Genomic DNA, 13,271 nt, shown 5'->3' with positions numbered 1-13,271 from the left:
ATTTTAATGTGATTTATCAATCCAACAAACAGGGAATAATATGAGTAATCATAGGTTTGGAATGAAGAAAATTCTGGCAGTTAGTGCCTTAACCATCGCATTAACTGCCTGTGGTGGGGACACCGCAGAACAGCACTTATCTAAGGCTACCGAATACTTAGCAAAAAATGATCAGAACGCTGCAATCATCGAACTAAAAAATGCCATAAAAAAAGATGCCTCATTGGCACAGGCACGCTTGAATTTGGGCGAAATTTACCTAGAACGTGGTAACTATCCAGCAGCAGAAAAAGAGCTACTCAGAGCCTTAGACTTAAATGCTGAAAAACAGCAACTCATTCCCCTACTAGCTAGAACCTATTTAAATCAAAATGAGCCTGAAAAGATAGGCGAATTGATTACTCAAAATAGACCCTTTGAGGCTGAGCTAGAAACCGAATTACTGGCAATCCACGCCCTTTCGCTATTTAGAAATGGTCAATTTGATCCAGCTAAAACCACCTTGAATCAGGCCCAAGAGCTTGGCTTTGAAGGCACCTACTCGCGGATGGTAAAGGCCAGTATCTCTGCAGCAGATCAACAATTTGGGGCTGCCAACGAAACACTGGAACAACTAAGCCAAGAAGTACCAGACAACACAGACGTATGGTTGTTAAAAGGCCACCTTGCGTCTATGTCTAATGACACAGAAGTAGCAGTAGAGTCATACAGCAAAGCAGTGGAACTGGCCCCAGATGCTGCTCAGTTCACTTTGTATTTAGCACAGGCTTTGGTAAAAAATAAGCAATTTAGCGAAGCGGAGAAATACTTAGACAGTATTTTGAAAATCGCACCAAACCACATGCTTAGCAATCAACTTAAAGCTTATGTACGTTTTCAAGATGAAGATTTTGAGAATGCATTTACCTTATCAACTAAAGCCTTGCAAAGTGGTTCTCATAACACCGCTACCCAAATTGTTGCGGGTATCTCTGCTTACAAATTACAAAAGTACGAACAAGCCTTAACTCAACTAGAGCGAGTAATTACTAAAGATCCTCAGAATGCCCTGGCACAACGTTTATACGTAACCACTCAATTTAGGATTGGCCAATTAGACAACGCCTTCAATCAACTTAACCAAGCATCGGTTGCTGAGGGCCAAGACAGCGACTTTTTAAGCACAGTGAGCATGCAGCTCAACCGCTTAGGCCGCACCGAAGAAGCAGTACAAATTGCCGAAAAAGCAGCAAGTTCAGGAGGCTTATCAGAAAAAGCCAAACTGGGGTTACTTAAGCTTAAACAAAATGATTTAGATGGAATTGGCATACTCGAAGAGGTGCTAGCTGAAGATCCTGCTCATGCCCAAGCATTTTTAGGTTTACAAACTCATTACTTCCGCCAAGGAAAAGCTGATGAAGTGCTAAAGTCTCTGGATAGCTGGATAGATACTCACCCAGAAGATCAAAGTGTAAAACTATTTAAAGGTGCCATTCTTGAGCAGCAAGAGCGCTACGATGAAGCACTCGCAGCTTATCAATCAATATTAAAAGACCAACCTGATGACCTAGCAGCAAAACTATTTAGCTCATCGGTTTATGTGCAAAAAGGCGAAGTAGAGAAGGCCTATGAGATAACCTACGAGGTTAAAGCCGAGCAGCCCGAAAACTTACGTGTTTTTGAGTTTCTAATGAGTCACGCTTCACAGATAGAAAAGACTGAGGAGGTAAAGGCACTTCTTGATAAACAACTTGCCGAGGCTCCAGATTCTTCATTGTTGAAAGAACAGTTAGGCCGATACTATTTATTTACCCGAGAGTTTCCGAAAGCCATTGAATCTTTTGAGCAAATTGATGCTTTAACCCGCGAAGACAGAGTTTGGCAATTGATCGGTGATTTGTACCTAGAAACGGATAATCAAGAGAAGGCCATTTTAAGTTATCAAGCTTGGCTAGAAAACTCTCCTCTCTCGCTACCGGCGTATGTTAAGAACATCAACATCTTAGAATCTTCTGGTAACTTGAAAGAAGCCGTCGCCTTAAGCAATAGAGCAGTAAAACTATATAAAAATAACCAACGTTTATTGTTTGTTCATTCTGTATTGCAGCTAAAAGCGGGTGATGCCGTAGCCAGCCAAGATGCTCTAAACAACCTTGATGCGAATCAAATGAACACACCTGCGGTTTTGCAGCAGCAAGGTTACATTTATTTAGTTCAAGAAAACTGGCCTGCAGCAACGGATACTTTCAATAAACTATATAAAGCTTATCCAAGTACCCAAACTGCCAACCTGTTAATCAAATCATACAAAGAAGCAGATAAAATCGAGCAAGCCGTTGCTTTCATTAGACAAGCTATCGATGTTCATGGCGAAGCGGCAAAACCTCTTCAACTGCAACTTGCAGAGCTGCAAATGAAAGCTAACCCGCAGCAAGCAATTGAGGAGTACCAAGCGATCATTAAAGATCAGCCGGATAACTTTGTAGCCTGGAACAACCTCGCTTGGGTTTACCATGACTTAAACGAATTTGAAGTAGCCTTAACTTACGCCAAGCAAGCCCACGAACTAAAGCCGGATATACCACAGGTAAAAGACACCTACGGCTACATGTTACTTAAGTCAGGGAAAATAGTAGAAGCAACTAAAGCGCTTGAAGATAGTTACAAGCAAGATGCTAGTAACGAGGTAGGGTTGCACTTGGCAGAAGCACTAATTGCAAATAAGCAAACCAAAGAAGCTAAACAACTACTCGATGGATTAATAAATATTGAGCCAGAGTTAGCCAATAAAAAAGCTGAGCTAGAAGCTCAGCTAAATTAATCTATATTGCCCTAATAAGACCTTATTGGGGCAAGTATAAACCCTTAGATTCACACCATTTATGGCTCTCTCGTAACGATATGTTCGGAGAGTCATTTTTATAGAAACTCGGTGAATACATTTTTTTAATATAGTCATCATTGTCATCATTGTTTCTAGCTGCTAGACAACCCTTTTCTACTTCTTTATCAATGTTACGCATTAAAACTTGAAAGCCTACCGGTAAAGTACGTGTAAGTGTTCCTGCACTAATGTAGTAAGGCGCGCGTAAGCCATGATACTCAATAGCTGGACCAAGCTGCTCAAACTTAATACCTAAAAAGCTCATACTTCTAGCAAGACGCGGCTCCATCATAACAAAGGCGTGATGGGTGCCAGCTCGCACAGCTAGAGCGGCAATAGACAAATACAAACCAATAGCTAAAAAAGGAAAGCAACGTAACTCTTCCTCAGAATAGGTTTGCTCATTGATCGCACCAGAGGCAGCACCATCAAAGTTATCCGCTTTACGACGTCGGAATTGTGGGCGAACCGCTAAACGCGATATTTCACAAATTTCGCTTCTAGCAAATTGCGAAGGGTGATATTTAGCACCTTCAATAGCATTAGAACAAAACTTCTCGATGGGCAGTAACTCATCTTTACTAGAAGGAGATACTATTCGCACACAGCCTGCATAGTTGGTACTAGGTTTGTGCTCGATTAAACAAAAGCGAGAGTATTCATCAAACTCATCTTGTTCCATACCGTTTTCACGGACTGGCTCAAAATTAAGTTCCTCACAGTATACGTCATGACGAATTCGAAATGCTTCTTGTACGGTATCGGTTTTATAAGCAACTACCGGGCGAAGATACTCTGCAAAGTGCTGAGCAATTAGCTTAGCTTCTCGCTTAACCAATAACGAAATGCCACCTCTCACAACAGCCCCAAGATAAGGGATACTTGCTAGGTTTTTCACATGTTTGTTTCGGATCATAAAGCGCTCTCAAAGCTTCAAACTTTCTAAACATAACATTTAGATTTTAGAAACAATTTAGAATTATAAAAGGCAGGCTTGCAGAAAAAACAAAGCGCAGAACTAGGCTGCGCTTTGGATGTACAATGCTAAAACTTAGCGACTTTTAATTAAGCATTATGCGCGGCGACGAACAGCTGCCAAGCCTAATAGACCTAATCCAAAGATAGCTAATGTTCCTGGCTCTGATACTTGTGCAGCAGAGATAGCGAAACCAGCTTTCAATTCGTTAGTTTTATCTTCTTCTGTAAGGAAGCCAATACAAGTTGCGTTTGGTCCACAATCAATATCACCTAATACTTCTAAACCTTGTAGGCGAGTAGTTAGGGTGTATACATAGTCATCGTAACCTGGAATTGGTAGTACGAAGCTATTTGTTAAGTAAATGTCATCACCCACTTCTGTGTATGTAACATCTGGACCCAACACGATAGTGAATAAGTCAGAACAGCCTTCTTGGTTAATTCCGGCTTGTCCTACCAACTGAGTTGGCTCGTACTTACAAACATTGTTAGTTGGTGTGTTGTAGGTTTCTTCAAAAATCACACCGAACTGAAGTACAGGTGCTGGAGCTAATGGGAAAGCAACAGGTGCTGTAGGTGCAAGGAACAAACCATCAAACAATGTAGCTGCTACTAGAGTATCACCAGTTACACCCCAGTTTTCGTGTACAAGGCCAGTACCTTCTGAAAATGCTAGAGCACCAACACCATCTACAACACTGGTAGTCACAGTACCTGATTTAGAATCTTCAATATTCAAAGCACTTTTCTTAAGATCTGGGTTTTCAGCAGCGTACGGGTCACCCCAAGCAAGAGACTTAGGAAGCTCGCCACCAAAAAGTGGGTCAAAATCATCTAAAGTTTCGCCAGTTGCATCAATACCCGTTGGGTCAATTGAACCAGCATCAGAAGTCCACTGATCGAAGCCAGCTTCGTTTAGGTAGTCCCAGTCAGTGATAAGAGCAGCGTTAGCAGAGATGCTTGCAAAACCTAAGCTAGCCGCCAAGCATGTAAGTTTTAATTTGTTCATGTCACCCATCCATTTGGTCAGTACGATTCGAAATACAAGTCATACAAAGCAATCTAGGTGCCAACTTTAAAAAACCTTTAAAAGCAGTAGCTTAAGAAATAACCAAATCATTGAAGTAAATAGGATGTAAAAATTACTGACACAAAAACCCATTATGTTTACCACCGTAAAAGATCCTTAAGATCCTTGTTCTAAAGCTTAATGTATGAAGATTTCCCTTACTAAATCCAATTAACGATTTACCTTGGACCAACAAACAACATTCTGGTGTTAAGTTGCTAAGCACTATAAAGGTAGATGAGAAAGCAGAACCTTCGAACAAGACAGTTACGATTGAGAATCTGAGCTTTGGAAGTGAGAGTTTCTTGAAGGAAATAAAAAATTACTGCTGCGAAAGCGCAGCAGTAATTATATAAGAGTAGCTAATTAAGCGCGGCGACGAACAGAAGCCAAACCCAGCAAACCTAAGCCAAAGATAGCTAAAGTACCTGGCTCTGTTACTTGAGCGGCAGAAATAGCGAAAGCTGCCTTTAATTCGTTCTTCTGGTTTTCTTCAGTTAAGAAACCAATACATGTAGAGTCAGGACCACAATCTAGGTTATCTAATACAGTTAAGCCTTGAAGACGAGTAGTTAAGGTATACACGTAATCGTCAAAACCAGGAATTGGTAGAATGAAGCTGTTTTGAAGGTAGATATCGTTACCAACTTCAGTAAACGTAACTCCGTCATCTAGTACCAATGTGAATAAGTCAGCACAACCAGCTTCATTAATGCCAGCTTCACCTACTTTAGTATCACCGTATTTACAGGTGTCATTAGTAGGAGTGTTGTACGTTTCTTCAAACAATACATCAAACTCAAGAACCGGCGCAGGAAGTGCTGGGCCAACAAAAGGAGCTAGAGGTTGCAGGAACAAGCCATCAAACAAAACTGCTGAAGACAAAGTATTGCCAGTTACACCCCAGTTTTCATGGGTAAGGCCTGTACCTGTTACGAAATCCAATGCACCAACACCGTCAACTACACTTGTACTTACTTGACCAGACTGAGCGTCGTCAATCTCAAGTGAACTTTTGATAAGTTGAGGGTTTACAGCGCCGTATGGTGTACCCCATGCAAGGCTTTTAGGTAACTCACCACCAAAAAGAGGATCAAACTCATCGGCTGTTGCGCCGCCGGTATCAATACCTAGTTGGCCAGCGTTTGAACTCCACTCTTTAAAACCCGCATCATTCGAGTAATTCCATTCAGTGATTAGTTCAGCGTTAGCAGAAATACTTGCAAATCCTAGGCCTGCAGCCAAGCAAGTAAGTTTCAATTTGTTCATTTCACCCATCCAATTTGGTAATAGCGTTTAGATATAAAGACCGTGCATAAAGCAAAACTCGGGCCAAATATAATTAATCAATATTAACAAAGAGTTACACTCTAAAAACAAATAAATCAATTATGATGTGTAAAACTTACTGACATAAAAAACGCTCAACTTTCTTCTTTTAAAACTATCTTTTTGGCTATCTTATATACCATTCGCTGCAAGGGATTACGATTACCCATTGGTCGCCACGTTTTCTTAAATCGATTTCGATAAGCATCAAAATGCAAGCCGTAAGGTGCGGTAATTAGATCTCCACGATTAAGTAGGATTTTTAAAACATACGTACCCGCTATACCACCACACATCTTCACCGCCATAGGCATCGATGGTCCTTTTTTAGCGTGAAAATCTGCTCGACTCGGGTCAACTAGATAAGGGCGCTGCAACATCGCGGGGGATAAACCAATTAGGAACTTAATATATTGCTCGTTTTCACTAGTGGCATCTTCAAATCGAAAATACTCTTCGTAATTCATACTGCCAGGCATAAAACACAAAAATGCACAGCCCATGCCTAACGGTGCAGCAGTAACTAAAGGGATCTTTTTCTCTAAACACTTTTGAAAGACCAACTTTCGCGCAGCCAAGGCAAAAAAGTCTAGGCTATCTACATATACGTCCACACCTTCAAGGAACTCATCAACATTGTGCTCAAAAATACCTTCAGGAAAGGACTTCACCTCCGCTTCAGGGTTTATATCTAAGCAGATGTTTTCCATTACTTTTACTTTGTCTTGGCCAACGGTAGACATAAACGCGCCAGCTTGACGATTAAAGTTGTGAACTTCATATTCATCAAAATCAGAAATGTGAAACTTGCCAACCCCCAAGCGAGCCAAGGTAACAATGTGCTCACTACCAACGCCCCCGGCCCCCGCCATTGCAACACGCTTTCCACGTAACACCTGTTGCTCTGCTTCCGTTACCCAACCGATATTCCGAGAAAAAGCATCTTCGTAATTAAAACTCATAACTAGTTAGCCTTATAAGATTGACGACATCCATTCGCCTGCATATAACCACGAACAACATAGCAACTTGCTCTAATGCATAGTAAAAATTAAGATTAAAAGGTCATTCAAGGAAGAATATAGTATGAAACTCGTCTTCATCGTAATCCTAGCCTCTTTTTCATCTCTGTTTAGTGTAGAAGCTTCCAGCGCACTTGCAGACACTATAGAAAAAATCAAACCGTCTGTTGTAGGAATTGGCACCTACAATAAACTAAATTCTCCTAGAGCCAGCTTGCGCGGTACCGGATTTGTTGTTGGCTCTCACCTTATCGCCACCAATGCACATGTGATCCCAAAAAGCCTAAACCAACAACAGAACGAAAAACTAGTTGTATTTGTTGGCCAAGGTCGCTCGCCAGAACTGCGTATTGCCAGCGTAGTTGCTAGCATTGAACAACACGATTTAGCCATACTACAAATTGAAGGCAAAGCCCTAAAACCACTAACGCTTTCAAGCCAAAAAGTTCGCGAAGGAGAACTATATGCCTTCACGGGTTTCCCAATAGGCGCTGTATTAGGTCTATATCCAGTTACACACCGCGGGATTATCTCAAGTATTACCCCCGTGGTTATACCGGCGAGAAATGCCAGCGAACTAAACCTTGCTCAATTAAAACGTCTCAAATCACCCTATAATATTTATCAACTTGATGCCACTGCCTATCCCGGTAATAGTGGCAGCCCCCTCTATCATCCAGAAACAGGCGAAGTTATCGCCATCATCAATAAGGTTTTTGTTAAAACGACCAAAGAAGCCGTGTTGGCTGACCCAAGCGCGATCAGTTATGCCATTCCGGTAATTCATCTAAAGCAACTTCTCAGCAGCCTGAAATAGTGTTTTGAAAACTTACGGATACAAAAAAGCCCTTCAAAGTAAGGGCTTAATTAGTATTCGTACACTTCTAAGAAATCCTGTTTTTAGAACGGGATATCATCATCAAAGTCCATAGGAGGCTCATTAAACTGCTGAGTTGCCTGCTGTGGAGCTTGTTGAGGTGCCGGAGCAGGTTTAGGCTGTTGCTGATAACCACCTTGCTGAGGTGATTGCTGCTGCGGAGCTTGTTGCTGGAAACCACCTTGCTGAGCAGGGGCTGCTTGAGGCGCCGCTTGCTGTTGACCGCCCCAGTTACCTTGTTGCTGCGGAGCACCACCGCCCATGTTTTGCCCTTGTCCACCACCTTGACGTCCACCTAGCATTTGCATCACGCCATTAAAGCCCTGCACAACCACTTCGGTAGAGTAGCGATCTTGACCACTTTGATCTTGCCACTTACGTGTTTGTAATTGACCTTCAATGTAAACTTGCGAACCTTTCTTAAGGTACTCGCCTGCAACTTCGGCTAACTTGCCAAACAACACTACACGGTGCCATTCAGTACGCTCTTTTTGTTCACCACTTTGCTTGTCTCTCCAGCTTTCTGAAGTTGCAATAGTAATATTGGCGACGGCCCCTCCGTTTGGCATAAAACGAACTTCAGGATCTTGTCCTAAGTTACCAACCAAAATTACTTTATTAATGCCCCGAGTGGCCATGTATATCGCTCCTATGTTCTATCTGTTGTGGCGAGGAAGACCCGCTATCATACTAGGCTGCACGCACCAAATCCAATGCTCTAGCCAATTCAAATTCTTTTGTTTTAACTTTAAGGTAAACAGTATTGTCACTTGCAATAACAACTGCTTCTACAACCCCAGGTAAAACCTGCAGTTTTTCTAAAATACTAGCAGGTTGATCGGGAGATGATATCGTTAATGAATAACTTTTTATGCCACTTTGCGCACGCAATCCTAAACTCACAACGATCCAAATAATCAATAGAGCAATAGCAAACCAACTTACTAAACTTGCACCGCCAGCCGTGTACAAAGCGCCAGCACTAGAACCACCTATAAACGCCCCTAAAAACTGACTAGTAGAAAACACGCCAAGCGCAGCGCCTTTGTTGCCCGGAGGGCACAAATTAGAAATTAGCGCTGGTAAACTGGCTTCCAAATAATTAAAGCCAACAAAAAACACTGCCAAAATTACTCCCAACACCCAAACCGAGGAACCGTTAATCAATAACAAAGCGTTGGCAAATAACAACAAACTAATAGCAAATATGAAGAAAGCACGCTGCTGATTGCGCTTCGCCGCAATAATCAACAAGGGCACCATCAATACAAAAGAAATAAGAACAGCTGGCAAATACACTTGCCAATGATTTTCGGCATTTAGGCCGGCGTCAAGCAAACGAAACGGCATCACAACAAACAAAGCGGTAAGCACTAAGTGTAAGGTAAACACCCCCCAATCTAAACGCAGCAACTGAGGATGTTTAAGTAACTCAAGCATCTGTTTAGAGTTAGCACTTACTTCACCACTAGGCGCTTTAGAATCAGCACTTGGTACAGCAAGCTGCACTACAAACATCGCGAACACGGATAACACAGCAATCAACCAAAACAGACCCGACAAGCCAAGATAAGCAGAGAGAATGGGCCCTAAAACCAGTGAAGCAGCAAACGATAATCCAATGCTAACACCAATAAACGCCATTACTTTCGCACGCTGGGTTTCTCGACTTAAATCAGCAGCTAAGGCCATTACCGTGCTAGCGATAGCGCCCATGCCTTGCAGGGCACGCCCTAACGCGATGCCATAAATAGAATCAGCCGTAGCAGCCACTACTGAGCCAAGCGCAAAAATACTTAATCCCAAGAAAATAATCGGCTTACGGCCAACTTTGTCGGACAACCACCCCATGGGGATTTGAAACATCGCCTGGGTTAAACCATAGGCACCAATCGCGAAGCCCACCCACAAAGGCGAAAAGCCCACAAGCTCTTGGCCATAAACGGCTAATACTGGCATTAACATAAACAAACCGGCCATGCGCAAGGCAAATAACAAAGCCAATGAATAGGCTGCGCGCTTCTCTGTAGAGTTTAATCGTTCGTCTAGGTTCATAACCATCAAAAATACGTCATTAAAGAACCGGCAATGCTACCACAAGCAGCAAGCCGCAAACCAGCGCAAGATGGTCAGCAAGTAATAAGTAAGCGCTCGGCTTTTCAACGGCGCATTTCAATAAATTATGTGTAATACTGGGCGATTTAGTGCAGCAGTGAACAGCTAACAATGGACAGTATTGATATTCGTGGTGCCCGCACCCACAACCTTAAGAACATTTCACTGACCCTCCCTCGCGATAAGCTAATTGTTATCACAGGCTTGTCGGGATCTGGGAAATCTTCTCTCGCATTCGATACACTTTACGCAGAAGGCCAGCGACGCTATGTAGAGTCTCTTTCTGCTTATGCGCGCCAGTTCCTGTCATTAATGGAAAAGCCAGATGTTGATCATATCGAAGGCTTATCACCAGCAATTTCTATTGAGCAAAAATCAACATCTCACAACCCACGCTCTACTGTGGGAACCATTACCGAAATTTATGACTATTTGCGCTTACTTTACGCACGCGTAGGCGAGCCTCGCTGTCCTCATCACAACGAGCCGCTAGCTGCACAAACTATTAGCCAAATGGTCGATAAAGTTTTTGAGGAACCCGAAAACAGCAAACTAATGTTGTTAGCGCCGATAATACGCGATCGCAAAGGCGAGCATGTAAAAACTCTGGAAAACTTAGCGGCACAAGGTTTTATTCGGGCACGCATAGACGGAGAAGTGTGTGACTTAAGCGATCCTCCAGAGCTAGAGCTGCACAAAAAACACAATATTGAAGTGGTGATTGATCGCTTTAAAGTTCGCGCCAGTGAAGATTTAGCCCAACGTTTGGCTGAATCCTTTGAAACAGCCCTAGAGCTTGCCGAAGGCACTGCCATTTTAGTTGACATGGACAGCGGCGAAACTCGCCAACTGTTCTCGGCAAATTTTGCCTGCCCAGTATGTGGCTACAGCATGACCGAACTAGAGCCAAGGATATTCTCCTTTAATAACCCAGCTGGGGCTTGCCAAACCTGTGATGGTTTAGGTGTGGATCAATTCTTCGACGATAAGAAGGTTATTGTAAATCCTGAGCTTAGTTTATCAGGCGGTGCCATCCGCGGTTGGGACAAACGCAACTTCTACTATTACCAAATGCTCAAGTCATTAGCGGCGCATTTCGAATTTAACTTAGATATGGCCTTTCAAGACCTTAGCGACAAACACCAAAAAGTGATTTTGCATGGCTCGGGGCGCACCAGTATTGAGTTCAAATACATGAACGATCGCGGTGATGTTACCGTGCGCAAACACCCTTTTGAAGGGATCATTCCCAATATGCGTCGCCGCTATAAAGAAACTGAATCAAACGCGGTACGCGAAGAGTTGGCAAAATTCATTAGCAACCAAGAATGTCCAGGCTGCGGCGGCAGCCGGTTGCGCGAAGAAGCTCGCAATGTATTTATAGGTAGTACTAACCTACCGGAAGTGAGCTGTAAGTCCATTGGCGAAGCCATGGAGTTTTTTGAAGCGCTCAATCTAACAGGCCAACGAGCACAAATTGCCGACAAAATCTTAAAAGAGATTTGTGAGAGGCTTAAGTTTTTAATCAACGTGGGCCTAGATTACCTTTCGTTAGATCGCAGTGCCGACACGCTGTCTGGCGGCGAAGCGCAGCGAATAAGACTCGCCAGCCAAATTGGCGCTGGTCTAGTCGGTGTTATGTATGTGCTCGACGAACCGTCTATCGGCTTACACCAACGCGATAACGAGCGCTTACTCGCGACCCTCAATCACCTGCGAGATTTGGGCAATACTGTAATTGTGGTAGAACACGATGAAGATGCCATTCGAGCTGCCGACTATATTGTAGACATTGGCCCAGGCGCTGGTGTACATGGCGGAGAAGTTGTTGCTCAAGGCTCAATGCAACAAGTGATTGATACCCCAAGCTCACTTACTGGACAGTATTTATCTGGCAGTAAATCTATAGCAGTACCTAGCAAGCGACAAGAAGGCTCAGGCGATTACTTAAGCCTACTCGGCGCTAGTGGCAACAACCTAAAGAATGTAAATTTGCATATCCCGCTAGGCTTACTTACCTGTATAACAGGTGTATCGGGTAGCGGTAAATCTACCTTAATCAACGATACTTTATATAAAATTGCCCAAAAAGCGCTCAATAGTGCAGCTGGCGAAGATATCGCTCCACACAAATCAGTAAAAGGCCTCGATAAACTCGATAAAGTGGTTGATATAGACCAAAGCCCCATCGGCAGAACACCGCGTTCCAACCCCGCTACCTATACCGGGATCTTCACTCCTATTCGTGAACTGTTCGCCGCTACGCAAGAAGCTCGTTCAAGAGGTTACAAACCCGGTCGCTTTAGCTTTAACGTAAAAGGTGGCCGCTGTGAAGCCTGCCAAGGTGACGGCGTTATTAAAGTAGAGATGCATTTTTTACCCGATGTGTATGTGCCCTGCGACGTATGTAAAAGCAAACGCTATAACCGTGAAACTTTAGAGATAAAGTATAAAGGTAAGAGTATTCATCAAATTTTGGAAATGACAGTAGAAGAAGCTCGACCATTCTTTGATGCGGTACCAGCCATAGCCAGAAAACTACAAACATTGATTGATGTTGGCCTTACCTACATCAAGCTTGGTCAGTCGGCGACAACCTTATCGGGCGGCGAAGCGCAACGAGTTAAGCTCGCTCGCGAACTTAGCAAACGCGATACTGGCCAAACCCTTTATATTCTTGATGAACCAACCACTGGCTTGCACTTTCATGATATTGAGCTGCTGTTAGAGGTTATTCATCGCTTACGTGACCATGGTAATACTATTGTTGTGATTGAACACAACCTAGATGTCGTTAAAACCGCAGATTGGATTGTCGATCTTGGGCCAGAAGGAGGCAAAGGTGGCGGAGAGATTCTAGTTGCTGGCACCCCAGAAGATATCGTTAATGAACCGCGCTCACATACCGCCCGATTCTTAAAACCAATGCTAATAAATCAAAAATAAGGCCAAAAGCCAGATTATCAAGGATGTAACATGCTATCGAAGTTTAGCCTAGAGCGTACTTTTTTTTATGTA

Annotated in this window: 9 protein-coding genes; 3 read left to right on the top strand and 6 right to left on the bottom strand. The window is 43.1% G+C overall.

The features are described from left to right. Positions 1–40 precede the first annotated feature (40 nt). Entirely contained in the window at positions 41–2,800 is a 2,760-nt protein-coding gene (gene prsT, locus OV592_RS03060) for an XrtA/PEP-CTERM system TPR-repeat protein PrsT (protein ID WP_406610347.1), read from the top strand. A 22-nt stretch (positions 2,801–2,822) separates the two neighbouring features. Here the strand turns inward: prsT and OV592_RS03055 are convergent, their stop codons facing one another. From OV592_RS03055 to OV592_RS03040, 4 genes are all read right to left on the bottom strand, one after another. Then, positions 2,823–3,779, bottom strand: a complete 957-nt coding sequence (locus tag OV592_RS03055) for a PEP-CTERM/exosortase system-associated acyltransferase (protein ID WP_016403874.1) — start codon at positions 3,777–3,779, stop codon at positions 2,823–2,825. A 156-nt stretch (positions 3,780–3,935) separates the two neighbouring features. Further along, positions 3,936–4,850 (bottom strand): THxN family PEP-CTERM protein, encoded by a 915-nt coding sequence (locus OV592_RS03050; protein ID WP_016403875.1) that lies wholly within the window; start codon positions 4,848–4,850, stop codon positions 3,936–3,938. Between the two features lie 426 nt (positions 4,851–5,276). Then, complete coding sequence (locus OV592_RS03045) at positions 5,277–6,179, bottom strand: THxN family PEP-CTERM protein (RefSeq protein WP_406610346.1); 903 nt, start codon at positions 6,177–6,179, stop codon at positions 5,277–5,279. Between the two features lie 155 nt (positions 6,180–6,334). After that, positions 6,335–7,201, bottom strand: coding sequence for a ThiF family adenylyltransferase (locus OV592_RS03040; protein ID WP_406610345.1), 867 nt, complete (start codon positions 7,199–7,201; stop codon positions 6,335–6,337). Positions 7,202–7,325: 124 nt separating this feature from the next. Between OV592_RS03040 and OV592_RS03035 the strand changes: the two genes are divergently transcribed. Continuing rightward, a complete protein-coding gene (locus tag OV592_RS03035) occupies positions 7,326–8,078 on the top strand; it encodes a serine protease (RefSeq protein WP_406610344.1) in 753 nt (250 codons plus the stop codon). Positions 8,079–8,161: 83 nt separating this feature from the next. On the opposite strand, the gene OV592_RS03030 is transcribed toward OV592_RS03035, so the two are convergent. Together OV592_RS03030 and OV592_RS03025 are read right to left on the bottom strand one after the other, a co-directional pair. Then, positions 8,162–8,776 (bottom strand): single-stranded DNA-binding protein, encoded by a 615-nt coding sequence (locus OV592_RS03030; protein WP_152785827.1) that lies wholly within the window; start codon positions 8,774–8,776, stop codon positions 8,162–8,164. Positions 8,777–8,828: 52 nt separating this feature from the next. Further along, on the bottom strand, positions 8,829–10,193 hold the full coding sequence (locus OV592_RS03025; protein ID WP_406611410.1) for an MFS transporter: 1,365 nt from the start codon (positions 10,191–10,193) through the stop codon (positions 8,829–8,831). 171 nt (positions 10,194–10,364) lie between these two features. Here OV592_RS03025 and uvrA point away from each other — a divergent pair, with 171 nt between their 5' ends. Beyond that, entirely contained in the window at positions 10,365–13,199 is a 2,835-nt protein-coding gene (gene uvrA, locus OV592_RS03020) for an excinuclease ABC subunit UvrA (protein ID WP_406610343.1), read from the top strand. Positions 13,200–13,271: the final 72 nt, after the last annotated feature.

It is taken from the genome of Agarivorans sp. JK6, from assembly GCF_045277145.1.
Lineage (GTDB): Bacteria > Pseudomonadota > Gammaproteobacteria > Enterobacterales > Celerinatantimonadaceae > Agarivorans > Agarivorans albus.
Note: the sequence above shows the minus strand (reverse complement) of the source record. Positions and strands in the feature narration are given on the sequence as shown.

Bases quoted from the DNA above. Each gene is read 5' to 3' on its own strand.
- prsT (WP_406610347.1), top strand. From the start codon at position 41: ATGAGTAATCATAGGTTTGGAATGAAGAAAATTCTGGCAGTTAGTGCC.
- OV592_RS03055 (WP_016403874.1), bottom strand. From the start codon at position 3,779: ATGATCCGAAACAAACATGTGAAAAACCTAGCAAGTATCCCTTATCTT.
- OV592_RS03050 (WP_016403875.1), bottom strand. From the start codon at position 4,850: ATGAACAAATTAAAACTTACATGCTTGGCGGCTAGCTTAGGTTTTGCA.
- OV592_RS03045 (WP_406610346.1), bottom strand. From the start codon at position 6,179: ATGAACAAATTGAAACTTACTTGCTTGGCTGCAGGCCTAGGATTTGCA.
- OV592_RS03040 (WP_406610345.1), bottom strand. From the start codon at position 7,201: ATGAGTTTTAATTACGAAGATGCTTTTTCTCGGAATATCGGTTGGGTA.
- OV592_RS03035 (WP_406610344.1), top strand. From the start codon at position 7,326: ATGAAACTCGTCTTCATCGTAATCCTAGCCTCTTTTTCATCTCTGTTT.
- OV592_RS03030 (WP_152785827.1), bottom strand. From the start codon at position 8,776: ATGGCCACTCGGGGCATTAATAAAGTAATTTTGGTTGGTAACTTAGGA.
- OV592_RS03025 (WP_406611410.1), bottom strand. From the start codon at position 10,193: ATGAACCTAGACGAACGATTAAACTCTACAGAGAAGCGCGCAGCCTAT.
- uvrA (WP_406610343.1), top strand. From the start codon at position 10,365: ATGGACAGTATTGATATTCGTGGTGCCCGCACCCACAACCTTAAGAAC.